Origin of the sequence: Streptomyces sp. NPDC051569, assembly GCF_044454085.1 — a bacterium.
Lineage (GTDB): Bacteria > Actinomycetota > Actinomycetes > Streptomycetales > Streptomycetaceae > Streptomyces.
Genome location: NZ_JBITDJ010000003.1, coordinates 532,189 through 555,291 on the forward strand (window position 1 = coordinate 532,189; position 23,103 = coordinate 555,291).

Consider the following 23,103-nt stretch of genomic DNA (forward strand, 5'->3'; position numbering starts at 1 on the left):
ATAGAGTGTGCGAGTGGCCCGGGATCCATCCTGTAGCCCCGCCCGAGTCACGCTGTGGCGCTTCACACCGGCCTGTTTCCGTGACAGTTGGACCGGGCCGCATAGTTCCTCGAAGACACTCAAAGAGCCTCGTCCGGCATCATGCCGGACGAGGCTCTTTGAGTTCCATGACGGGGAGCACCTGACGCTGATCAGGCTCAGGGGATCACCCGTTGTGCACGCCGTTGCCGGAGAGCACCGGAATCTGGTCGAGGATGTGCGACAGGGGCTCGTCGCCCTTGGCCTGCGTGGAGTTCTCCGTGCACTGCTGGTTCTGCGGAGCCGACAGGACGGGGATGTCCTGGACCGCGATCGGCACGACGCCGACGAGGGAACCCAGGTTCGCCTTGACGGGTACGCCGGCGCAGAGTGTCTCCAGTATGGCAGGAACACCCCCGCAGGCGCGGGGACGACCGCGGTCGCCAGGAGGGGCTGTGCGGCGAAGAGGGAACACCCCTGCAGGCGCGGGGACGACTCCTCGGTGAGGATGCGGGCCCGCCGCTGACGCGGAACACCCCCGCAGGCGCGGGGACGACGGCTTGCCCGACGACCACGTCGAGCAAGCGCCCGGAACACCCCCGCCTACGCGGGGACGACTTCCGTGATGGCATCGGTCAGGGCCTGGCGCCAGGAACACCCCCGCCTACGCGGGGACGACCACAACCAGGACCTGGAGGCGACCGGGCACGAGGGAACACCCCCGCCTACGCGGGGACGACCGCCTCTTGTGGACGGCTTGCCGATATCAACGCGGAACACCCCCGCCTACGCGGGGACGACAGAGCCGACATGGTTTTGTCCTTGCCGGTGGGCGGAACACCCCCGCCTACGCGGGGACGACTCCTTCATCTCCGACCTGGAACGCACGGGGAAGGGAACACCCCCGCCTACGCGGGGACGACCGCCTGACGCCTGAACAGCGTTGTAAACGGACGGGAACACCCCCGCGTACGCGGGGACGACTTCCTGAGGCAGATGACGTGATGATCCCCCGGGGGAACACCCCCGCCTACGCGGGGACGACGCCTTCCGGGACTGGCTCCGGTGACATAAGCGCGGAACACCCCCGCCTACGCGGGGACGACCGCCGCCCCACGGTCTACGACCTGATGATCCCCGGAACACCCCCGCCTACGCGGGGACGACAGGCCGGCGTAGAGGCTGGTGGTGAAGGCGGTCGGAACACCCCCGCCTACGCGGGGACGACGAGCCCGCCGGCCTTTTCGGTCGGCGGGCTCTCGGAACACCCCCGCCTACGCGGGGACGACCCCAACCGGTCGCCCAGCTCGTGCGCGGTCGGGGAACACCCCCGCCTACGCGGGGACGACACCTGGAACATGCCGGCCACGGTGCTCAGGCGCGGAACACCCCCGCCTACGCGGGGACGACAGCATCGATCCTGCGGCCCTGTCCCGTGCCGCAGGAACACCCCCGCCTACGCGGGGACGACCGGAGAGAACGTCACCTCCCTGACCGCAACCGCGGAACACCCCCGCCTACGCGGGGACGACATGGGTGTGATGCCAGGCGCCGGACCGTACCGGGGAACACCCCCGCCTACGCGGGGACGACCACCGGCCCGACCCTCGTACGCCCCGTGGTGCGGGAACACCCCCGCCTACGCGGGGACGACAGCGAGGGCCCGCCCGCCGAGGCGATCGCCGCGGGAACACCCCCGCCTACGCGGGGACGACGACAGCAGCCACGTGCTGACCTCGGTGTCCGACGGAACACCCCCGCCTACGCGGGGACGACCTCGATCCATCGCAGACGACCTGCGCTCTCAGAGGAACACCCCCGCCTACGCGGGGACGACATCGTCACCCACGGGGACTTAACGTTCCCGCGCGGAACACCCCCGCCTACGCGGGGACGACAGTCGCGGCCCGGCGGGCGGCACGGAAGGCCGCGGAACACCCCCGCCTACGCGGGGACGACTACGGGTAGGTAGTGGGCGCGGTCGGGGTCGAGGGAACACCCCCGCCTACGCGGGGACGACGGCGAAGTCGGCGTCCTCCGCCGTCAGCGCACCGGAACACCCCCGCCTACGCGGGGACGACCGGGTACCGGGACAGACGACCTGGACCACGTGGGGAACACCCCCGCCTACGCGGGGACGACCGGCTGCGGCTGCTCCCGGGAGACCGCCAAGCGGGAACACCCCCGCCTACGCGGGGACGACACTTGCTGACCTGCTCTTCTGTCAGCGGCCAACGGCCTTTTCATTCAGTTGGATTCGCGTGGTCCAGCCTGAGAAGCCCCGTCCGCGTCCGCCCGGTAAATGACCGACGAAGCCACACCGCTCAGCACAACCTCCGCACAGTGAACCAGCTCTTGCCCGGCCATGCACGTCTCCACCGACCCCGGCTTCACGCCGAGGCCCGCCGTACCAAGGTCGTCGGGGTGATCACCGAGGCCGGGGCCGGGGTGCCCTCGCGTTCGTGGGCCAGGCCTCGGAGCAGCAGGCGTGCCATCAGGCGGCCCTGGCCTTCGATGTCCTGTTGGATCGTTGTCAGCGGCGGGTCGGTGGCCTTCGCGACCGGGTCCATGTCGTCGAAGCCGACCAGCGCCACATCGTCCGGCACCGAGCGGCCGCGCTCCTTGAGTACCCGCAGGGCGCCCGAGGCCATCAGGTCGTTGGCGGCGAACACCGCGTCCAGGTCGGGGCACCGTTCCAGCAGTTCCGTCATCGCCGCCGCCCCGCTCTCCTCGGTGAACGCGCCCTCCGCGATCAGGGCCGGGTCCGCGTCCGGGAGGACGTCGCGGTAGCCGTCGAGCCGGTCGGTGGCCGAGGCCTGGTCGCGGGGGCCGCCGATGTGCGCGATACGGCGGCGGCCCAGGTCGCTCAGGTACCGTACGGCCGCCCTGGCGCCACCCCGGTTGTCGGCGTCGACGTACGGCACGGCCTGGTGGTCCCGAGCCGCCGTCCAGCTCGGCCGGCCTCCGTAGACGGTCGGCATTCCGGCCCGCCGGGTGATCGCAGGGATCGGGTCGTCGGTGTGCAGCGAGAAGGCGAGTGCGCCGTCCACGTGGCCGCCCGCCAGGTAGCGGGCTATCCGGTCGTAGTCGCCCGGTCCTTCGAGCAGTAGGAGCACCAACTGGCTGTCATGTGCGGCCAGTTCCTTGGCGATGCCGCGAATCTGCTGGGAGAAGAACGGGTCGGTGAAGATGCGTACTTCCGGCTCGGCGATGATCACGGCTACCGCGCCGGTGCGCCGGGTGACCAGCGTGCGGGCCGCGTGGTTCGGTACGTAGCCCAGCTCCTCGACCGCCCTGAGGACTTTCTCGGTCAGCGCCTGCCGCACGCCCTCGCCGCCTCTGACGACCCGGGAGGCCGTGGCCCGGGAGACTCCGGCGCGCGCCGCGACGGCTTCCAGAGTGGGGCGGGGGCCGGGGGACGGTTCGGGCAAGGCGCGTGCTCCTCGTCGGCGGATGCGAAAGCCCCAGCCTATCCGGCCACCGATCCTGAGCCACCGATCCTGATGAGAGCGCTTCCATGGCGCCTCCACAGCGCCGTGCCGTGACCGCGTCCATGGCGTCAGATGTCACATCATGACCGTCCCGCCAGCCCCTTTTACCTCTCGACTTCCCTCTTTTGAACGGGAGTTGACCGGGGTAGCTTCCGCCCCATGGAATTCCCCGCGCGGAAAAACCGCTGGTCCAGCAGATCGATCGTCGCGGCGGCCTCCGCCGCCCTGCTCGGGGTGCTGCTCGCCGCCCCGGGAGCACAGGGAGCGCAGCTGACGGCGAGCGGTACGGCGGCCGGTATACCCGGAGCGGCCGGTAGCCCCGGAGTGGCCGGTACGCCCGAAGTCGCCGGTACGCCCGAAGTCGCCGGAGGGGCCGCCAAGGAGAGCAGACCCGTCTATTCGTACGAGGACGCCATCCGCGAATCCGTCTGGGTGGACACCGGACTCGACGGCGACGCCGACGGCAGGACCGACCGCGTCGCCGTCGACGTCATACGGCCCCGGGAGCCGGACCGGCAGGGCCGGAAGATTCCGGTGATCATGGACGCGAGCCCCTACTACTCCTGCTGCGGACGCGGCAACGAGAGCCAGCTCAAGACCTACGACGCCGACGGCGGCCCGCTCGGCTTCCCGCTCCACTACGACAACTACTTCGTGCCGCGCGGCTACGCCTTCGTCGCCGTCGATCTCGCCGGTACGAACCGCTCCGACGGCTGCGTCGATGTCGGCGGCCCCTCCGACGTCCAGTCGGCCAAGGCGGTCATCGACTGGCTGGGCGGCCGGGCCCGCGCGTACGCCACCCGTACCGGGACCGCCCCGGTGCGGGCCGGCTGGACCACCGGCGCGACCGGCATGATCGGCAAGAGCTACGACGGCACCATCGCCAACGGCGTCGCCGCCACCGGCGTCAAGGGACTCAAGACCATCGTCCCGATCAGCGCCATCACCTCCTGGTACGACTACTACTTCCAGCAGGGTGCCCCCCTCTACAGCTCGGGACCCGAGTGGCTGTCCAACTACGTGGAGAGCCCCGAGGCCCGCGCCCGCTGCCGGGCCGTCCAGCAGCGCCTGGTCGACGAAGCGCCGCGCTCGGGCGACTGGACGCGGCTGTGGAACGAGCGCGACTACGTCCGGAACGCCGGAAAGGTCAGGGCCAGCGTCTTCGCCGTCCACGGGATGCAGGACCTCAACGTCCGCACCAAGCATCTCGGCCAGTGGTGGGACGCCCTCGCGGACGCGGGCGTGGAGCGCAAGATCTGGCTCTCCCAGACCGGCCACGTCGACCCCTTCGACTTCCGGCGCACCGAGTGGGTCAGCACGCTGCACCGCTGGTTCGACCACTACCTGCTCGGCTACGACAACGGCGTCGAACGCGAGCCCATGGCCGACATCGAGCGCGCCCCCGACCAGTGGTCCACCGACCGGACCTGGCCGCCGCGCACCACCCGGACCACCGCCCTGCACCCCCGTACGGGCACGGCGCCCGGGGTCGGCACGCTGAGCCGTACGGCGGCCAGGCCCGGCGCGACCGAGACCTTCACCGACGACCCGCGCCTCGACGAGGACGGCTGGGCCGCCGACATCGACCGGTCCACCCCCGGCAAGGCCGGGTTCGTCACCCCGACGCTCAGCCGTGACCTGCGGCTGTCCGGCTCGTCCACGGTGACCGTCACCGCCACGCCGTCCACCACGACCGCGTTCCTCTCGGCGGTCCTCGTCGACCTCGGCCCCGATACGATCCGCGCCTACGACGCCTCGGGCGAGGGCATCACCACCCTCACCGAACGCACCTGCTGGGGTGAGAGCACCGCCGCCGACAGCTCCTGCTACCGGGAGACCGCCGCCCGCACGGCCGACGTCGACCACACCGTCTTCAGCCGGGGCTGGGCCGACCTCGGCACGTACGCCTCGGCGCGTCACGACCGTCCGCTCACGCCGGGCAAGCCGTACACCGTCACCATCGATCTCGCCGCGAGCGACCATGTCGTCCCGGCCGGTCACCGGCTCGCCCTGATCATCGGCGGTACGGACCGGGGCCTGATCGACCCGCCGTCCACCACCCCCACCCTCCGCCTCGATCTGGCCCGTACGGCGGCGGAACTCCCGCTGGTCGGCGGCTCCGAGGCGTACCGCGCCGCCACCACCGGCACCGTGCCGCAGACCACCGCACCGCAGACCACCGCACCGCACAGCACCCCGCGCGCGTCCCGCCCGCAGGGTGCGGCCGAGCCGCGCCGGACCCCTCCGATCCCGGGAGAGTACCGCTGATGACATTTCCGCCGATGACGTCCCGTATGAAGACGAAGACGAAGACGAAGACGAAGACGATGACGATGACGACGACGAAGAGGTCCCACCTCCGGACCGTCGCTCTGGCGGCGACCGCCGGGGCCCTCGTCCTGCCCCTCCTCACGACCGCGCCCGCGCAGGCCGCGCACACCCCTCCGCGCACCGACTTCGAGACCAGCGACGGCGCGCGGTGGACGAGTCAGCCCCAGGAACAGGAGTTCCTGTCCGCCGTCGACCGGGGAAGCGACCGCGCCTCGCTCTCCACGATCGGGACGACCAAGCAGGGCCGCCCGCTCCAGCTCGTCGAGATCGGTGCCCGGCGCGCGCCCGCCACCGTCCTGCTCGTCTGCAGTCAGCACGGCGACGAACCGTCCGGCCGCGAGGCGTGTCTGACCACCGTCCGTGATCTCGCCTACGCGCAGGACCGCGACACCCAGCGCTTCCTGGCCCGTACGTCCGTGCTCGTCGTCCCCACGGCCAACCCGGACGGGCGGGCCGCCGACACCCGGGGCAACTCCGACGGCGTCGACATCAACCGCGACCACATCGCGCTCAAGACCGCCGAGGGCCGTGCGATGGCCGCCCTCATCCGTGACCGGCGCCCCGACGTCATCTACGACCTGCACGAGTACGGCGCCACCCCGAAGTACTACGACAAGGACCTCTTCGACCTCTGGCCGCGCAACCTCAACACCGACGCGCGCGTCCACGACGAGTCCCAGGCGCTGTCGGAGCAGTACGTACGCCCCGCCGCGCGCGCCGGCGGCCACTCCATCGGCACGTACGGCATCTGGACCGACCCGGAGACCGGCGACCCCGTCAAGCAGACGGCGGGGGACGGCCAGGAGCGCATCCTGCGGAACGCCGCCGGGGTCAAGCACGCGCTCGGCCTGCTCATCGAGAGCCGCGTCGACCCGATGACGGACGCCGAGAAAGCCGACGCCGCGCTGAACAACCGGCGCCGGGTGCGCAGCCAACTCGACTCCCTGAAGGGGCTGTTCTCCTTCACCGACGAGCGGCGGGCCCGGATCGTCACCGCCACGGCGAGCGCCCGCCTGGCCGGACTCAAGGACCACGGCCCGATCTATCTCGGCGGCGCCGACAACGAACCCGCGTCCGCCGAGCAGATCCTTCAGGACCCGCCGTGCGGCTACCGCCTCGACGCCGCCCAGTACGCGGACGTCAAGGACGAACTCGCTCTGCACGGGGTGCTGGCCGTACCTCTCGGGCAGGGGGCCTTCGTGCCGCTCCGCCAGTCCCAGCGGAATCTGGTGCCGCTGCTCCTCGACGAGCGGGCGCAGTACCACCTGACCGCCGGACGGCCCGAAGCCGCCTGTTGAGCCGATGAGTTGAAGACCGCCCGCAGTGGGCGTGACGGACCGAGGTCAGGACGGGAAACCGGGGAGGGCCCGCGCGGCGGACCCTCCCCGGTTTCCCGGAGCCAGCTCCCGCCGCTCACCGGAGCCAGTCCCCGCCGCGTCATGATCGGCACCGGCGTGGTGCTCCCGCGTGAGCCGCGTCGTCACGCCGTGGCCAGCCGCGCGGCGTCCCGCGCGCATCCCCAGGCCACCGTGACGCCCGCCCCGCCATGCCCGTAGTTGTGCACCAGCCGTCCCCCGCCGGGAAGTTGTACGGCCTCCAGCCGGACCCCGGGGCGGGCCGGCCGCAGCCCCACCCGGTGCTCCAGCACCCGCGCCCCGGCGAGCGCGGGATGGATCCGCGCGCAGCGCGCGATGATGTCCCGCGCCTCGGCCGGGTCGGGGCCCAGATCCCAGGAGTGCTCGGTCGTCGTGCCGCCGAGCAGTACCCCGTACGGGTGCGGCATCACGTACGTCGTACCGGCGGGGCCGGGCAGGGACGACACGAACCACTCGTCTATCCCCGGGTTCTCGACGACCACCACCTGTCCGCGCACCGGATACACCGACGCGTCGGCCGCCAGCTCCCGCGCGCCGAGCCCGGTGCAGTCGATCACGACCGGCGCCTCGGCCGCCGGCTCCGCGAAGCCGGTGACGGTACGCCGCTGAACGGTGCCGCCCGCCGCCCGCAGCCGCTCCTTCAGATACCGCAGATGTACGGGCATGTCGATCAGCGGGACCGTGGCCCGCAGGGCCTGGCCGACCGACGCGGGCAGCTCGTCGGGGCGGGCCTCACGCAGACCGGGGATCCGGGAGGACCAGCTGCCGGGGCCGTCGAGCGGGGTGTCCGCCATCAGGCCCGCGACGAGGCGCACCCCGGTCTCCTCCGGGCGCCGCGCGAGTGGCTCGTACCTGCTCAGCGAATGCTCCAGCCATCCGCCGACCAGCCGTGCCGGCTCGATGCGGTACGGCCAGAACAGCGCCCCCGCCACCGCCGACGTGGTGCGCGCGACCGGATCACGGGTCCACACCCCCACCCGGTGGCCGCTCTCCGCCAGCACCACCGCCGTCGTCAGCCCGATGACCCCGCCGCCTACCACGATCACCTCGGCGTTCCCGCCGCCCCCGCCCCTGCTACCGCTCATGCCGGGACCGTAGCGGATAGCGGAGTCCAGGCCCACTCCACGGCGGGCGGCCCGCCTCGTTAGGATCGACGGTCTGATGACTGCCACGCTCGTAGCCAAGGATCTCGCCGCAGGACACGGCGACCGCTCACTCTTCTCCGGGCTCGACCTGGTCGTCGCGCCCGGCGACGTGATCGGACTCGTGGGCGCCAACGGCGCCGGAAAGTCCACCCTGCTCCGGCTGCTCGCCGGACTCGACACCCCCGAGAACGGGGAGCTGCGGCTCTCCCCGCCGGCCGCCGCCGTCGGCCACCTTCCGCAGGAGCCGGAGCGGCGCGCGGGGGAGACCGTAAGGGACTTCCTCGGCCGCCGTACCGGGGTCACCGCCGCCCAGACCGCTCTGGACGAGGCCACCCAGGCCCTGGTCGACGGCTCACCCGGCGCCGACGACGCGTACGCCATCGCCCTGGAGCGCTGGCTCGGTCTCGGTGGCGCCGACCTCGACGAGCGGGCCGAGGAGGTCGCCGCCTCACTCGGGCTGACCGTCGGCCTCGACCAGCCGATGACCAGCCTCTCCGGCGGCCAGGCGGCCCGCGCCGGTCTCGCCTCGCTCCTGCTCTCCCGGTACGACATCTTCCTGCTCGACGAGCCCACCAACGACCTCGACCTCGACGGCCTCGACCGGCTGGAGAGCTTCGTCTCCGGCCTGCGCGCCGGCACCGTCGTGGTCAGCCACGACCGGGAATTCCTGGTGCGCACCGTGACCAAGGTGCTCGAACTCGACCTCGCCCAGCAGAAGATCACGCTCTTCGGCGGCGGCTACGAGGCCTATCTGGAGGAGCGGGAAACCGCCCGGCGGCACGCCCGCGAGGAGTTCGAGGAGTACGCGGACAAGAAGTCGTCCCTGGAGGCCCGGGGGCACATGCAGCGCTCCTGGATGGAGAAGGGCGTCAAGAACGCCCGCCGCAAATCCACGGACAACGACAAGATCGGCCGCAACAAGCGCACCGAGTCGACCGAGAAGCAGGCCGCCAAGGCCCGCCAGACGCAGCGGCTCATCGAACGCCTCGATGTCGTCGAGGAACCGCGCAAGGAGTGGGAACTCCGTATGGAGATCGCCTCCGCCGACCGCTCAGGAGCCGTGGTCGCGATCCTGCGCGCGGCCGAAGTGGCGCGCGGCGACTTCCGTTTTGGTCCGGTCACACTCCAGATCGACCGCGCCGACCGGGTCGCCATCACCGGAGCCAACGGCGCGGGGAAGTCCACCCTGCTGGCCGCGCTGCTCGGCCGCCTCCCGCTGGACGCGGGCCACTCGTCACTCGGCTCCGGCGTGATCGTCGGCGAGGTCGACCAGGCGCGTGCCCTCTTCCACGGCCCGGAGACCCTGCTGGACGCGTTCCGGCCGGCCGTCCCCGACACCGAACCGGCGGAGATCCGTACGCTCCTCGCCAAGTTCGGCCTCAAGTCGCACCACCTGACGCGTCCCGCGACGACGCTCTCCCCGGGTGAGCGGACCCGTGCCGCGCTCGCCCTCCTGCAGGGCCGGGGCGTGAACCTCCTCGTCCTGGACGAGCCGACCAACCACCTCGACCTGCCGGCCATCGAGCAGCTGGAGTCCGCGCTGGACTCGTACGACGGCACGCTGCTCCTGGTCACCCACGACCGCCGCATGCTGGACGCGGTCCACACGACACGCCGCCTGGACGTGTCGGCGGGGACCGTGACCGAGATCTGAGGGAGCGGGGTGTGGGCGCCGCCCAGCGGCGGCGCCCACACCCCGTATCACCTCAGCCGCGCCGGCCGCCGCCCTGCTTCGGATCCGTCAGACCCGCCCGGCGCAGGGCGTCCGCCATGGCGCTGTTCGCCGGGGGCGCGGCGGCCCCCCGCCGGGCAGCTCCACCGCCGGCGTTGCCGCTGCTGTTGCCGCCTGCCCGGCCGCTGCTGTTGCCGCCGCTGCCGCCGGCCCGGCCGCCGTTGCCACGGCCACCCTGCCGCTGCTGCGGGGGACGGCCACCGCCGCCACCCTCCTGCGCTCGCTCCGGGCGCTTCGCCTCGTCGTCCAGGCGCAGCGTGAGGGAGACGCGCTTGCGGGGGATGTCGATGTCCAGCACCTTCACCCTCACCACGTCGCCCGGCTTCACCACCTCACGGGGGTCCTTGACGAAGGTCCTGGACAGGGCGGAGACATGGACCAGACCGTCCTGGTGCACGCCGATGTCGACAAAGGCGCCGAACGCCGCGACGTTCGTCACGACACCCTCCAGCACCATCCCCGGCGTCAGGTCGCCGATCTTCTCGACGCCGTCCTTGAACGTGGCCGTCTTGAAGGCGGGCCGCGGATCCCGGCCCGGCTTCTCCAGCTCGCGCAGGATGTCCGTCACGGTCGGCAATCCGAAGGACTCGTTCACGAAGTCGCAGGGCCGCAGGGAACGCAGCACCGGCGCGTTCCCGATGAGGGACGCGACCTCGCTGCCCGTCGTCTTCACCATCGACCGCACCACCGGGTACGCCTCGGGGTGCACGGACGACGCGTCCAGCGGGTCGTCCCCGCCCCGGATACGGAGGAAGCCGGCGCACTGCTCGTACGCCTTCGGGCCGAGCCGCGCCACGGCCTTGAGTGCCTTGCGCGAGCGGAAGGGACCGTTGGCGTCGCGGTGGGCGACGATGTTCTCGGCGAGTCCCGCCCCGATGCCCGACACCCGGGAGAGCAACGGCGCGGACGCGGTGTTGACGTCGACCCCGACACCGTTCACACAGTCCTCGACGACCGCGTCGAGCGAGCGCGACAGCTTCACCTCGGACAGATCGTGCTGATACTGGCCGACCCCGATCGACTTGGGATCGATCTTCACCAGCTCGGCGAGCGGGTCCTGGAGCCGGCGGGCGATGGAGACCGCGCCCCGGATCGACACGTCCAGCTCGGGCAGTTCCTGCGAGGCGAACGCCGAGGCCGAGTACACGGAGGCACCCGCCTCCGACACCATGACCTTCGTGAGCTTCAGCTCCGGGTGCTTGGCACACAGCTCGGCGGCCAGCTTGTCGGTCTCGCGGGACGCCGTGCCGTTGCCGATGGCGATGAGGTCGACCTTGTGCTCCTCGGCCAGCCGGGCGAGCTTCGCGAGCGACTCGTCCCACTTGTTCGCCGGGACGTGCGGATAGATCGTGTCGTGCGCGACGACCTTGCCGGTCGCGTCGACGATGGCGACCTTCACGCCCGTACGGAACCCGGGGTCGAGCCCCAGCGTGGCGCGCGTACCGGCCGGGGCGGCGAGCAGCAGATCGCGCAGGTTCGCGGCGAAGACCCGGACCGCCTCGTCCTCGGCGGCCGTCCGCAGCCGCAGCCTGAGGTCGATCCCGAGGTGGACGAGGATCCGGGTCCGCCAGGCCCACCGCACGGTGTCCGCGAGCCACTTGTCGCCGGGACGGCCCCGGTCGGCGACCTGGAAGCGCCGCGCGATCATGTTCTCGTACAGAGCCGGTCCCGGCTGGTCGGACGGCTCCTCGGGCTCCAGGACCAGATCGAGGACGTCTTCCTTCTCGCCCCGCAGCATGGCGAGCACCCGGTGCGAGGGCAGCTGCGGGAAGGCCTCGGCGAAGTCGAAGTAGTCGGCGAACTTGGCGCCCGCCTCCTCCTTGCCCTCCCGCACCTTGGCGGCGAGCCTGCCCCGGCTCCACATCCGTTCGCGCAGCTCGCCGATGAGGTCGGCGTCCTCGGAGAACCGCTCCGTGAGGATGGCGCGCGCGCCCTCCAGGGCGGCGGCGGGGTCCGCGACGCCCTTGTCCGCGTCGACGAACGCGGCGGCCGCCACGAGCGGTTCCACCGACGGATCGCTCAACAGCCCCTCGGCGAGCGGCGCCAGGCCGGCCTCGCGGGCGATCTGCGCCTTCGTCCGCCGCTTGGGCTTGAACGGCAGGTAGATGTCCTCCAGCCGCGCCTTGGTGTCGGCGGCCCGGATCCGGGCCTCCAGGGCCGCGTCGAGCTTGCCCTGCTCACGGACGGACTCCAGGATCGCGGTCCGCCGGTCCTCCAGCTCCCGCAGATAGCGCAGCCGCTCCTCAAGGGTGCGCAGCTGCGCGTCGTCGAGCATCTCGGTCGCTTCCTTGCGGTAGCGCGCGATGAACGGCACGGTCGATCCGCCGTCGAGCAGCTCGACGGCCGCCTTCACCTGCCGCTCCCGTACGCCGAGTTCCCCGGCGATCCTGTCTTCGATGGACGTCGTCACGATCACGCTCCGCTGTTCTGTGGTCCGCCGCCTGCATTGTGGCAGGTGGCGCCGACATCAGCGGGCGCGACCGGCTGTGCCGGGCCGGAGGCGCCGTGGCGGGGGCCTTCAGTGGGCGGCCCCGCCCAGCAGACGAGCGACGGCCCGGAAGGGGAGCGTGACGACAGAGGCGAGCGTCGAGCCGATGGCGCGCAACACGTCGGCGATGGCGGTGAACACAATGACCTCCTGAGGACGGCTGTCGGGCCGGAGCCGGAGGCCGGAACCTTCGCCTACCGCCCATACAGCTGATATCCGGTCGAACAGTCCCTAAACGGGTGGGCGCCGAACAGCGCCCCAGCCCTGCCTCAGTGCCCTCGTGCCCCCGGACCGTCAGTGCGCTCGGCTCCCTCGGCTCCTGCCTCAGCGCTTCCCGATGAGGTCGGCCGGAAACGCTCCGGCCGCCTGCGCCGCCCCCGCGAAAGCCCCGGCCAGCTCGGTGAGGCGAGCCACGCCGGTCGCTCCCAGGTGCGCGTACGGGGCACGGTCCAGCCGGTCGGTCTCGTCCTCCAGGGCCCTGCGCAGCTCTGTGCCCGACGCGGTCAGCTCATCGTCGGCCGCCAGCAGTCCGCGGTCCCGAAGCCGCTCCTTGGCGGCTTCCCACTCCCGCGGACTCCAGCCCCGGCTGGCGAGGATCCACTTCGGCGACATGCCCCGGCCGCTCGCGGTGTGGCTGGCCAGTGCTTCCACCGGGTCGAGGCCGGCGCTCAGCAGTGCCGTCAGATGGCCGTCGCCCCGGTATTCGCGCAGCAGTGTGGCGGCGTGCCAGTACGCCAGATGCGGCGCTTCCGGCACGGGCAGGTCGGCGTTCGCGGCGTACAGGGGCCGCGCCGGCCGCGAGCATCCCTCGGCGGCCCGCAGCGCCAGCTCCGCGACCTCGGTCATCTCCTTGGAGGCGATGGCCTCCTCGCCCAGCAGTCGCGTCAGCAGCGAGTCCACCGCACGCAGCCGCGCGTCGAGCGCGTCCTCGGGGGAGACGCTGTCCCAGGCGTGCGGGATGTGCTGGGCGACGAGCTCGTGCTTGAAGTTGTAGAAGGCCGCGGTCACCGTACCGGCGCCGACCCGGCCCATGGGCGCCGAGCGGGCGGCGAAGTAGACGGCCTTCTCGTCGTCGAGACCGGCGCGCGCGAACTCGCGCGGCAGGTCGGGCGAGAAGTACAGGGTCGAGTGGATCGGGTTGACGACGCCGTAACAGCGTCGTGCGGCGCGCTCGGGCAGTGTGGTCATGGCCGCATGTTACCGACTAGTTGGTACGGATGGCAGGCGGGGGTCCGGCCAGGACGGGAAGAATCCCTCCGGCCCGGAACGGCCCCGCGCTCAGGCCGGAACGGTCCAGCTGAAGTGCGGCTCCCGGCGCTCCAGGAAGGCGGCGACCCCCTCCGCGGTGTCACCGGCGCCGAGGCCCTGGTCCGTCCAGTAGGCGGTGCGGTCGTCCTGGCCGGGGGCCGAGAGGAATTCCTTGGCCGCCACCTGGGTCAGCTGTGAACGGGAGACCAGGACCCGCGCGTACTCCGCGACCCGCGCCGCCAGGTCCCCGGCGGGCAGCACCTCGTCGACGAGACCGGTGCGCAGCGCCCGTTCCGTACCGATCAACTCGGCCGAGAACAGCAGGTGCTTGGCGGTCGCGGGGCCCACCAGCGAGGCCAGCCGCCGGGTGGACGAGGCCGCGTAGACGATCCCGAGCCGTGCCGGTGTGACCCCGAACCGCGCGCCCTCCGCGGCGAACCGCAGGTCGCACGCCACGGCCAGCTGGCAGCCGCCGCCCACGCAGAAGCCGCGCACGGCGGCCAGCGTCGGCTTGGGGAAGGCGGCCAGGGCTTCCTCCGCCGCCACCGCCAGGGAGCGCGGATCCTCGCCGGGCTCCCGCAGGGAGGAGATGTCCGCGCCGGCGCAGAAGGTGTCGCCCTCGCCGGTCAGCACGAGCACGCGTACGGCGGGGTCGGCCGCCAGCCGCCCGAGCAGCGGCGGCAGCTCCCGCCACATCCGGGTCGTCATCGCGTTGCGCTTGGCGGGGTGGCGGATGACGACGGTCGCGACGCCGTCCGCGACGGTGTGCAGCAGCTGCGGCTCCATGCGCCGGATGGTATCCGGGCACGAGATCGCTCCCCAAGGGACAGTGGACAGTCAGAAAAGGTCACAGTGTTGCTCTCGACGCTCATATGCGGGCGCACTGCGGCAATACCGGCTGACTTTTGTTCAGTGGCACGGCGCGGAGCCGCTTATTCCCGACACTCGACAGCTCATGGACCATGCCGGCCGATACGGCCGGCCGAGCCGAGGGTGGGTGCCCCAGGTATGGAGAGCGGCGGGAGTGTTCCGGCCCGGCCCCGGTCGTACGAAGGGGTCTGGCGCTTCGCCGCGCCCGCCGAAGAGGTCTCCGTGCCCCGGGCCCGGCATGCCGTACGGGACCTGCTGAAACGCCAGCGCGTGCCGGTCAGGGAGGACGTCGTGCAGGGGGTGCTGCTGATCGTCTCCGAGCTGGCCGCCAATGCCGTCCTGCACGCGGCCCTGCTCTCGCCCGAGTTCGCCGTGGAGATCGCCATCGGCGCCGAGCGCATCCGGGTGTCGGTCGAGGACGAACATCCGTACCGGCCGAGGGCGCTGGAGGCCGACCACGCGCGCATCGGCGGACGCGGACTGCTGCTCGTGAAGGAGATCGCCCGCGAGGCCGGCGGCAGCTGCGATGTCGAGCGCACCGCCGGCGGCGGGAAGATCATCTGGGCGGAGCTACCACTCGCGTCCCCGCTCGCCGCGCCGCCGCCGCGGAGTGTCACCAGCCCCCGGCCGGCCCCGTGAGCTCCCTGATCGCCGGGCGTGCCGCGTCCAGCACGGTCATGAACCACGCGGAGAACGGCGCCTCGGCGTGCCGCTCGGCCAGCTCCGCCGGGGTCACGAAGGTCGTCTCACCGACCTCCTCCGGGTCGGGCCTGAGCGACGACTGGGCCAGTCCTACGAAGAGATGGTTGTACTCCTGCTCGACCAGACCGGAATCCGGGTCCGGGTGGTTGTAGCGCACGGTGCCCGCCTCGGCGAGCAGCGAGGGCGAGACGCCCAGCTCCTCGTAGGTGCGGCGGGCCGCCGCGGCGAACGGCGCCTCGCCCGGGTACGGATGCCCGCAGCAGGTGTTGGACCAGACGCCGGGGGAGTGGTACTTGCCCAGCGCGCGCCGCTGGATCAGCAGCCTGCCCTGCTCGTCGAAGAGGAAGACGGAGAACGCCCTGTGCAGCTGCCCGGGCGCCTGGTGGGCCGAGAGCTTCTCGGCGGTGCCGATGGTTCTGCCGTCCTCGTCGACCAGCTCCAGCAAGATCGTTTCTTGTACGCCGTTCGACGAGTTGTTCGCCGTGGTGACTGGTGTGGTCGGCATAACCATCCTTCGCTTCGGGCCTCGGGCCCCAAGTCTGCCGTACAAAAGCCCCGTGTCCGCACTTCGGGGGCGTGGGCATGTCCGTTCCCCTCGACGCCCGGCGGCGTGATCAGCGGATCGTCCGCAGCGGGGGCGCCGGGCGGCGGGGTCCAGCGCCGGGCGGGTGCGCCGGGGGCGGGTGCGTCGGGCTGGTGCGCCGGGCGGCGGGGGCGGGCGGCACCGGCGGGCTTCACCGGCGGAGCTGAGGTGCGGATGTCCGACGCGCACGTCAGTGGCAGAGCTTCGCCTCGTGCTCCGCGTGGCCCTGAGGCTCCAGCTGGAAGGTGCAGTGCTCGACATCGAAGTGATGCCCGAGGCATTGCTGCAGGTCATGCAGTATTTTCTCGTGTCCCACGGTGTCCAGTACCTCCGGGTTCACCACCACGTGCGCGGAGAGCACCGGCATGCCGGAGGTGATCGTCCAGACATGGAGGTCGTGGACGTCCGCCACTCCCGGCAGCGCGAGCATATGAGCCCGTACTTCTGCCATGTCCACATCCTTGGGAGCCGACTCCAGCAGCACGTTCAGGGTCTCCCGCAGCAGCTTCACCGTACGCGGAACGATCATGAGTCCGATCAGCAGGCCCGCGATCGGGTCGGCCGTCTGCCAGCCGGTGGCCAGGATGATGGAGGCCGAGATCAGCACCGCGAGCGAGCCGAGCGTGTCCGCCAGCACCTCCAGGTACGCCCCGCGCACATTGAGGCTCTCCTTCTGCCCCCGCACCAGCACGGACAGGGAGATGATGTTGGCCACCATGCCGATGAGGGCGAAGACGATCGTCAGGCCGCCCCGGGTGTGCTCCGGTTCGATGAACCGCCCGATCGCCTCGTAGAGCAGATAGGCGCCCGTGCCGAGGAGCAGCAGGCAGTTGGCCAGCGCGGCGAGGATCTCGGCCCGCGCGAAGCCGAAAGTACGGTTCCCGCTCGCCGGCCGGGCCGCGAAGTGGATCGCCAGCAGGGCCATCCCGAGCCCCAGCGCGTCCGTGGCCATGTGCGCCGCGTCGGCGATGAGGGCGAGGGAGTCGGCGACGAGACCGCCGATGATCTCCACCACCATCACGGTCAGCGTGATGGACAGGGCGATCCGCAGACGGCCCTTGTACGCGGCGGTCGCCGTACCGGCCGGCGGGCCATGGCTGTGCCCGTGATCGTGTCCTGCCCCCATGCGGCTGCCTCCCGGTGGTTTCCGTGGTCTCCGTGGTCGCCTTGGTCGCCGACCATGTCAGTGAACTACGGGCGGGGGGTATCGGGCAACACGGTGCTGAACACCGTTGTCGGCTTCTCCGGCCCGCGAAAATGATCGCCGGTCGGAAGAGCGTCGGAAGGCCGGATCATCCGACCGGCGCCACCGGATGGTGCAGCTGCCAGCCCTCCCAGGCGGACTCCACCATCTCGCGGACCCCCCGGGTGGCCGACCAGCCCAGCTCCTCGGTGATCAGCCCGACCGAGGCGACGGCCTTCGCGGCGTCACCGGCCCGGCGCGGCCCGACCACCGGCGGTGCGTGGTGGCCGGTGACCTCGGCGACCAGGTCGGCCAGCTCACGGACCGAGACGCCCTCGCCCCGTCCGATGTTGACGGTGAGGTCCCCCGCGCCCTCCTGTCGGACGAGCCACCGGGCGGCCGCGAGGTGGGCCTCGGCGAGGTCGGCGACATGGATGTAGTCACGGACGCAGGTGCCGTCCGGCGTCGGGTAGTCGGCGCCGAAGATCCGCGGCGCCTCTCCCCGGCCGACCCGGTCGAAGAACATCGGAATGATGTTGAACGCCCCGGTGTCCGCCAGCTCGGGCCGCGCGGCCCCCGCCACGTTGAAGTAGCGGAGACAGCCGGTCGCGATCCCGTGCGCCTTCCCGGCCGCCCGCACCAGCCACTCGCCCGCGAGCTTCGTCTCACCGTACGGACTGATCGGCAGCGCCGGGGTCCGCTCCGTGATCAAGTCCACATCCGGCACTCCGTACACCGCGGCGGAGGAGGAGAAGAGGAACCGCCGCACCCCGGCGGCCACCACGGCGTCGAGCAGCACCGTGAGCCCCTGCAGATTCTCCCGGTAGTACGTCAGGGGCTGCTCGACGGACTCCCCGACCTGCTTCTTCGCCGCGAGGTGCACCACACCCGTGACCTGGTGCCCGGCCAGCGCCCGGTCGACGAGGCGCCGGTCCAGGACCGAGCCCTCCACCACGGTGATCTCCGGGGGAAGCCGCTCGGACACGCCGGTCGACAGGTCGTCGAGGACGACGACCCGCTCGCCCGCCGCGGTCATCGACCGCGCCACATGTGCCCCGATATAACCCGCTCCACCTGTGATCAGCCACGTCATGCCGCCACCCTAGACGAGTCGTTCCGGAGCCCCTCCTGTCCGGCGGGCCGCCCTCCGCGCGGGCGACGCAACGTCGGAACACCCCGTTCAGCCCCTTCCCCGCCCTGTCCGCGGCATCGTGCCGGGCCCCGGACCCGCTCCCCGGCCCGGGGACCGCCGCAGGTCGTGGGGCACGCGGTTTGTGAGGCGGGGCATCCGTCGACCATGATGATCTCCACCCGTTCCGGCCCCGGTCCAGACCGGGGCGTCAGGGGTGTAAACGGCCGGTGAACTCGGCCTTCCCTCCATCGGATAGCCTCTGCCGACGTGCCGCCGCCCGGATCCCGGGGCGTGTCGCCGCGCACCCGACCCTGTCAGCGCCAAGGAGTGAGTTCGTCTGTCGACCGCCATCCTCACCGGTCCACCGGTACCCGGATCGCCGCTCGACGGTGATCTGCGGTCGCTGGGATTCGACGTACGCACCGCGTCCGGTGCGGCCGAGGCCGGGCAGCTGCTCGCCGCGGCCCCCGCGGCCGAGCGCGTCGCCCTCGTGGACACCCGCTTCGTCGGCCATCTCCACGCGCTGCGCCTCGCGCTGACCGACCCGCGTTTCCCGGCCGCCGCGGTGCCCGGCGCGCTCACCGCGCAGCCCGAGGCCCGCGCCGCGCTGACGCGCGCCGTGGCCACCGTCGCCGACGGCGGCCCGGTGGCCCCGACGGCCGGAGGCGACCCCCTCGCGGGCGGTGCCGCCGCGCCGCAGCAGGCTTCCGCCGCCACCCTCGCCCCGTGCGATCCCCTCGCCGACCAGGTCGCCGCCGCGCTCGACGCCGAGGGCACCGCCGTACAGCGGCCCGAGCTGGGCTCGCTCGTCGCCGCCGTACCCGCCGACAGCGCTGCCCGGGAACAGGCCGAAGCCGCCGTCGCCGCCGTCGACGACGAAGCCGTACGGCTGCGCTCGGCCGTGAAGGCGCGCGACGGCTTCTTCACCACCTTCTGCATCAGCCCGTACTCCCGCTACCTCGCCCGCTGGTGCGCGCGCCGCGGTCTGACCCCCAACCAGGTCACCACCGCCTCCCTCCTCACCGCCCTGATCGCGGCTGCCTGCGCGGCCACCGGCACCCGGGGCGGCTACGTCGCGGCCGGAGTGCTGCTCCTCTTCTCCTTCGTACTGGACTGCACCGACGGGCAGCTCGCCCGCTACTCGCTGCGGTACTCCACGATGGGCGCCTGGCTGGACGCCACCTTCGACCGCGCCAAGGAGTACGCCTACTACGCGGGCCTCGCTCTCGGCGCGGCCCGGAGCGGCGATGACGTCTGGGCGCTGGCGCTCGGCGCGATGGTCCTGCAGACCTGCCGCCATGTCGTCGACTTCTCCTTCAACGAGGCGAACGTCGACGCCACGGCCGCCACGGCCACCGGGAAGACCGTGGTGGGCACCCCCACCGCCGCCTTGTCCAGCAAGCTCGACAGCGTCGGCTGGACGGTATGGGTGCGCCGGATGATCGTGCTCCCGATCGGTGAGCGCTGGGCGATGGTCGCCGTCCTGACGGCACTGACCACCCCCCGGATCGTCTTCTACGCGCTGCTCGTCGGCTGCGCCTTCGCCGCCTGCTACACCACCGCCGGCCGCGTCCTGCGCTCGGTGACCCGCAAGGTCAACCGCACCGACCGGGCCGCCCAGGCCCTCGCGGACCTCGCCGACTCGGGACCGCTCGCCGAGGGCGTCGCCGCTCTGCTGCGCCGCCCGGCCCGCCGGCTCCCCGGCGTCCTGCCGTTCGTGGTCGCCTCGGCCGGTGGCGCCGCGCTCGTCGCCACGGCGTCCTTCGCGCCCCCCGGCGGCCCCTGGCCCGTCGTCGCGGCCCTGGTGTACGTCCTGACCTCGGGCCTCGCGGTCGCCCGCCCGCTGCGCGGCGCGCTCGACTGGCTCGTCCCGCCGGTGTTCCGCGCGGCCGAGTACGGCACCGTCCTGGTCCTCGCCGCCCGCTCCGAGGTGAACGGAGCGCTGCCCGCGGCCTTCGGGCTGGTGGCGGCCGTCGCCTACCATCACTACGACACGGTCTACCGCATCCGCGGCGGCACCGGCGCCCCGCCCCGCTGGCTGGTCAGGACGGTCGGCGGGCACGAGGGCAGGGCCCTGCTGGTGACCGTGCTCGCCGCGCTCCTCGTGACGCGCGGCACCACTTTCCCGCTGGCTCTGACGGTGCTCGCGGTGGCCGTGGCGCTGGTCGTCCTCCTGGAGTCCATCCGCTTCTGGGTGTCCTCCGGAGCCCCCGCCGTACACGACGAAGGAGAACCCGCATGATCGGCCTCGTACTGGCCGCCGGTGCCGGACGGCGTCTGCGCCCCTACACCGACACCCTGCCGAAGGCCCTCGTGCCCGTCGACCCGGCCGGGGAAGGGACCACCACGGTCCTCGACCTGACGCTGGGCAACTTCGCCGAGGTCGGCCTGACAGAAGCGGCGATCGTCGTCGGCTACCGCAAGGAGGCCGTGTACGAACGCAAGGCCGCCCTGGAGAAGACGTACGGCATCCGGCTCACCCTCATCGACAACGACAAGGCCGAGGAGTGGAACAACGCCTACTCCCTCTGGTGCGCGCGTGACGTCCTGACCCGGGGGGTGATCCTCGCCAACGGCGACACGGTGCACCCGGTCTCCGTCGAGAAGACCCTGCTGGCCGCCCGCGGCGAGGGCCGCCGCGTCATCCTCGCCCTCGACACGGTGAAGCACCTCGCCGACGAGGAGATGAAGGTCATCACCGAGGACGGCAAGGGCGTCCGGCGCATCACCAAGCTGATGGACCCCGCCACCGCCACCGGCGAGTACATCGGGGTCACGCTGATCGAGCCCGAGGCCGCCGCCGACCTCGCCGACGCGCTGAGGACGACCTTCGAGCGCGACCCCGACCTCTACTACGAGGACGGCTACCAGGAGCTGGTCAACCGCGGCTTCACCCTGGACGTGGCCCCCATCGGGGACATCCCGTGGGTCGAGATCGACAATCACGCCGACCTCGCGAAGGGCCGTGAGATCGCGTGCCTGTACTGACCCGGCTCATTCCGTCCCCGGTCGTCGTCGACATCAGCCGCGGCGCCCTGGACGACCTCGCCGGGCTCCTCGCCGACCAGCGCATCTCCAGCTCGGGGCGGCTCGCCGTGGCGATCAGCGGCGGTTCCGGCCAGGCGCTGCGCGAGAAGCTCTCGCCGGTCCTGCCGGGTGCCGACTGGTTCCCCGTCGCGGACGGCACGATCGACTCGGCGGTGCAGCTCGCCGACGACATCAAGGGCAAGCGGTACGACGCCGTGGTGGGCCTCGGCGGCGGCAAGATCATCGACGTGGCGAAGTACGCGGCGGCCCGGGTCGGGCTGCCGATGGTCGCCGTCGCGACGAACCTCTCGCACGACGGCATCTGCTCGCCGGTGTCCATTCTCGACAACGACAACGGCCGTGGCTCGTACGGGGTACCCACCCCCATCGCCATGGTCGTCGACCTCGATGTCATCCGGGACGCGCCGGTCCGCTTCGTCCGCTCCGGCATCGGGGACGCCGTCTCCAACATCTCGGCCATCGCGGACTGGGAGCTGTCCCACCGGGTCAACGGCGAATCCGTCGACGGCCTGGCCGCCGCCATGGCCCGGACGGCCGGCGAAGCCGTCCTGCGCCACCCCGGCGGGGTCGGCGACGACGAATTCCTCACCGTCCTGACCGAGGCGCTGGTCCTCTCCGGCATCGCCATGTCGATCAGCGGGGACACCCGCCCGTCGTCCGGCGCCTGCCACGAGATCAGCCACGCCTTCGACCTGCTGTACCCCAAGCGTTCCGCGCTCCACGGCGAGCAGGTCGGCCTCGGCGCCGCCTTCGCCATGCACCTGCGCGGTGCCCACGACGAAGCACAGCTGTTCACCGAGGTGCTGCACCGGCACGGCCTGCCCGTGCTGCCCGAGGAGATCGGCTTCTCCGTCGACGAATTCGTCCGGGCGGTGGCGTACGCGCCGCAGACCCGTCCGGGCCGCTTCACCATCCTTGAGCACCTCGACCTGTCCACCGACCAGATCAGGGACGCGTACGCCGACTATGCCAAGACCATCAGTAGCTGAACTCCGTCCGGTCGTTCACCCGGAGGGCGTGAAGGACCGGCGCAGCGGAGAGCACTGGGCCGGGCGCATGTACATGCGGGAGATCTCGCTGCACATCGACCCGTACCTGGTGAACACCCGGATCACGCCCAACCAGCTCACGTACCTCATGGTGGTCGTGGGTGTCATAGGCGGTGCCGTGCTGCTCGTGCCGGGCCTCACCGGCGCGATCCTCGCGGTCGTCCTCTTCCAGATCTACCTGCTGCTCGACTGCGTCGACGGCGAGGTGGCCCGCTGGCGCAAGCAGACCTCCATCACCGGGGTCTATCTCGACCGGATCGGCCACTACCTCTGCGAGGCGGCCCTGCTGGTCGGCTTCGGGGTGCGCGGCGCGGACGTGTTCCATGAGAACGGCACGTCCACCAACTGGCTGTGGGCCTTCCTCGGCACGCTGGCCGCGCTCGGCGCGATCCTGATCAAGGCCGAGACCGACCTGGTCGACGTCGCCAGGCAGCGCAGCGGACTGCCCGCCGTCAAGGACGAGGCGTCCGCGCCCCGCTCCTCCGGTCTGGCGCTGGCCCGCCGCGCGGCGGCGGCGCTCAAGTTCCACCGGCTCGTCGGCGGCATCGAGGCCAGTCTGTTCATCCTCGTGGTGGCGATCCTCGACACGGTCCACGGCGACCTCTTCTTCAGCCGTCTCGGCATCGCGATCCTCGCCGGTATCGCCCTCGTCCAGACGCTGCTGCACCTGGTCTCCATCCTGGCGTCCAGCAGGCTGAGGTGAGCGA

17 protein-coding genes, 1 pseudogene and 1 CRISPR repeat array are annotated in these 23,103 nt (G+C 71.9%); of the genes and pseudogenes, 8 read left to right on the forward strand and 10 right to left on the reverse strand.

Annotated features, from left to right (window positions below):
* Positions 1-205 precede the first annotated feature (205 nt).
* Together ACIBAE_RS08110 and ACIBAE_RS08115 are read right to left on the reverse strand one after the other, a co-directional pair.
* Positions 206-412: pseudogene (locus ACIBAE_RS08110) on the reverse strand (rodlin); the annotation flags it as partial.
* Positions 413-425: 13 nt separating this feature from the next.
* A CRISPR array of direct repeats spans positions 426-2,221; the repeat unit is 28 nt; unit sequence GGAACACCCCCGCCTACGCGGGGACGAC.
* Between the two features lie 187 nt (positions 2,222-2,408).
* Complete coding sequence (locus tag ACIBAE_RS08115; protein WP_399283022.1) at positions 2,409-3,449, reverse strand: LacI family DNA-binding transcriptional regulator; 1,041 nt, start codon at positions 3,447-3,449, stop codon at positions 2,409-2,411.
* Positions 3,450-3,668: 219 nt separating this feature from the next.
* Here ACIBAE_RS08115 and ACIBAE_RS08120 point away from each other — a divergent pair, with 219 nt between their 5' ends.
* Positions 3,669-5,777, forward strand: coding sequence for a Xaa-Pro dipeptidyl-peptidase (locus ACIBAE_RS08120; protein WP_399283023.1), 2,109 nt, complete (start codon positions 3,669-3,671; stop codon positions 5,775-5,777).
* Between the two features lie 65 nt (positions 5,778-5,842).
* Positions 5,843-7,138: a M14 family metallocarboxypeptidase gene (locus ACIBAE_RS08125; protein WP_399283073.1), complete on the forward strand. Its 1,296-nt coding sequence runs from the start codon at positions 5,843-5,845 to the stop codon at positions 7,136-7,138.
* A gap of 182 nt (positions 7,139-7,320) precedes the next feature.
* Here the strand turns inward: ACIBAE_RS08125 and ACIBAE_RS08130 are convergent, their stop codons facing one another.
* Positions 7,321-8,301, reverse strand: coding sequence for an FAD-dependent oxidoreductase (locus ACIBAE_RS08130; protein WP_399283024.1), 981 nt, complete (start codon positions 8,299-8,301; stop codon positions 7,321-7,323).
* 76 nt (positions 8,302-8,377) lie between these two features.
* On the opposite strand from ACIBAE_RS08130, the gene ACIBAE_RS08135 reads away from it, so the two are divergent.
* Positions 8,378-10,015: an ABC-F family ATP-binding cassette domain-containing protein gene (locus ACIBAE_RS08135; RefSeq protein ID WP_399283025.1), complete on the forward strand. Its 1,638-nt coding sequence runs from the start codon at positions 8,378-8,380 to the stop codon at positions 10,013-10,015.
* Between the two features lie 52 nt (positions 10,016-10,067).
* On the opposite strand, the gene ACIBAE_RS08140 is transcribed toward ACIBAE_RS08135, so the two are convergent.
* From ACIBAE_RS08140 to ACIBAE_RS08155, 4 genes are all read right to left on the reverse strand, one after another.
* On the reverse strand, positions 10,068-12,503 hold the full coding sequence (locus ACIBAE_RS08140; RefSeq protein WP_399283026.1) for a Tex family protein: 2,436 nt from the start codon (positions 12,501-12,503) through the stop codon (positions 10,068-10,070).
* Between the two features lie 108 nt (positions 12,504-12,611).
* Entirely contained in the window at positions 12,612-12,722 is a 111-nt protein-coding gene (locus tag ACIBAE_RS08145) for an LPFR motif small protein (protein WP_399283027.1), read from the reverse strand.
* Positions 12,723-12,905: 183 nt separating this feature from the next.
* Positions 12,906-13,769 (reverse strand): hypothetical protein, encoded by an 864-nt coding sequence (locus tag ACIBAE_RS08150; protein WP_399283028.1) that lies wholly within the window; start codon positions 13,767-13,769, stop codon positions 12,906-12,908.
* Positions 13,770-13,859: 90 nt separating this feature from the next.
* Positions 13,860-14,615, reverse strand: a complete 756-nt coding sequence (locus tag ACIBAE_RS08155; protein ID WP_399283029.1) for an enoyl-CoA hydratase/isomerase family protein — start codon at positions 14,613-14,615, stop codon at positions 13,860-13,862.
* Positions 14,616-14,837: 222 nt separating this feature from the next.
* Here ACIBAE_RS08155 and ACIBAE_RS08160 point away from each other — a divergent pair, with 222 nt between their 5' ends.
* Positions 14,838-15,338 (forward strand): ATP-binding protein, encoded by a 501-nt coding sequence (locus ACIBAE_RS08160; protein WP_399283030.1) that lies wholly within the window; start codon positions 14,838-14,840, stop codon positions 15,336-15,338.
* Here ACIBAE_RS08160 and idi read toward each other — a convergent pair.
* The 3 genes from idi to galE all read right to left on the reverse strand — a co-directional run bounded on the left by idi (position 15,313) and on the right by galE (position 18,260).
* Positions 15,313-15,906 (reverse strand): isopentenyl-diphosphate Delta-isomerase, encoded by a 594-nt coding sequence (gene idi, locus ACIBAE_RS08165; RefSeq protein ID WP_399283031.1) that lies wholly within the window; start codon positions 15,904-15,906, stop codon positions 15,313-15,315. The two genes, ACIBAE_RS08160 and idi, sit on opposite strands and share 26 nt — an antisense overlap.
* Positions 15,907-16,174: 268 nt before the next feature.
* A complete protein-coding gene (locus tag ACIBAE_RS08170) occupies positions 16,175-17,110 on the reverse strand; it encodes a cation diffusion facilitator family transporter (protein ID WP_399283032.1) in 936 nt (311 codons plus the stop codon).
* 166 nt (positions 17,111-17,276) lie between these two features.
* The gene (galE, locus tag ACIBAE_RS08175; RefSeq protein ID WP_399283033.1) at positions 17,277-18,260 is read right to left on the reverse strand and encodes a UDP-glucose 4-epimerase GalE; all 984 of its coding nucleotides are present in this window, start codon (positions 18,258-18,260) and stop codon (positions 17,277-17,279) included.
* A 376-nt stretch (positions 18,261-18,636) separates the two neighbouring features.
* Between galE and ACIBAE_RS08180 the strand changes: the two genes are divergently transcribed.
* From ACIBAE_RS08180 to ACIBAE_RS08195, 4 genes are read left to right on the forward strand one after another with little or no spacing between them, the layout of a single operon-like run.
* Complete coding sequence (locus tag ACIBAE_RS08180; RefSeq protein ID WP_399283075.1) at positions 18,637-20,541, forward strand: DUF5941 domain-containing protein; 1,905 nt, start codon at positions 18,637-18,639, stop codon at positions 20,539-20,541.
* Entirely contained in the window at positions 20,538-21,287 is a 750-nt protein-coding gene (locus ACIBAE_RS08185) for a sugar phosphate nucleotidyltransferase (protein ID WP_399283034.1), read from the forward strand. The genes ACIBAE_RS08180 and ACIBAE_RS08185 overlap by 4 nt, the downstream gene beginning before the upstream one ends.
* Positions 21,275-22,336, forward strand: coding sequence for an iron-containing alcohol dehydrogenase family protein (locus ACIBAE_RS08190; RefSeq protein ID WP_399283035.1), 1,062 nt, complete (start codon positions 21,275-21,277; stop codon positions 22,334-22,336). Before ACIBAE_RS08185 ends, ACIBAE_RS08190 begins: the two co-directional genes overlap by 13 nt.
* Positions 22,314-23,099 (forward strand): CDP-alcohol phosphatidyltransferase family protein, encoded by a 786-nt coding sequence (locus ACIBAE_RS08195; RefSeq protein WP_399283036.1) that lies wholly within the window; start codon positions 22,314-22,316, stop codon positions 23,097-23,099. Before ACIBAE_RS08190 ends, ACIBAE_RS08195 begins: the two co-directional genes overlap by 23 nt.
* The last annotated feature ends 4 nt before the right edge of the window (positions 23,100-23,103 follow it).

What these genes read in the sequence shown, in the direction of transcription:
- ACIBAE_RS08135 (WP_399283025.1), top strand. Translation starts at nt 8,378, where the DNA reads ATGACTGCCACGCTCGTAGCCAAGGATCTCGCCGCAGGACACGGCGAC.
- ACIBAE_RS08195 (WP_399283036.1), top strand. Translation starts at nt 22,314, where the DNA reads ATGCCAAGACCATCAGTAGCTGAACTCCGTCCGGTCGTTCACCCGGAG.
- idi (WP_399283031.1), bottom strand. Translation starts at nt 15,906, where the DNA reads ATGCCGACCACACCAGTCACCACGGCGAACAACTCGTCGAACGGCGTA.
- ACIBAE_RS08185 (WP_399283034.1), top strand. Translation starts at nt 20,538, where the DNA reads ATGATCGGCCTCGTACTGGCCGCCGGTGCCGGACGGCGTCTGCGCCCC.
- ACIBAE_RS08160 (WP_399283030.1), top strand. Translation starts at nt 14,838, where the DNA reads ATGGAGAGCGGCGGGAGTGTTCCGGCCCGGCCCCGGTCGTACGAAGGG.
- ACIBAE_RS08125 (WP_399283073.1), top strand. Translation starts at nt 5,843, where the DNA reads ATGACGACGACGAAGAGGTCCCACCTCCGGACCGTCGCTCTGGCGGCG.
- ACIBAE_RS08155 (WP_399283029.1), bottom strand. Translation starts at nt 14,615, where the DNA reads ATGGAGCCGCAGCTGCTGCACACCGTCGCGGACGGCGTCGCGACCGTC.
- ACIBAE_RS08130 (WP_399283024.1), bottom strand. Translation starts at nt 8,301, where the DNA reads ATGAGCGGTAGCAGGGGCGGGGGCGGCGGGAACGCCGAGGTGATCGTG.
- ACIBAE_RS08120 (WP_399283023.1), top strand. Translation starts at nt 3,669, where the DNA reads ATGGAATTCCCCGCGCGGAAAAACCGCTGGTCCAGCAGATCGATCGTC.
- galE (WP_399283033.1), bottom strand. Translation starts at nt 18,260, where the DNA reads ATGACGTGGCTGATCACAGGTGGAGCGGGTTATATCGGGGCACATGTG.
- ACIBAE_RS08150 (WP_399283028.1), bottom strand. Translation starts at nt 13,769, where the DNA reads ATGACCACACTGCCCGAGCGCGCCGCACGACGCTGTTACGGCGTCGTC.
- ACIBAE_RS08170 (WP_399283032.1), bottom strand. Translation starts at nt 17,110, where the DNA reads ATGGGGGCAGGACACGATCACGGGCACAGCCATGGCCCGCCGGCCGGT.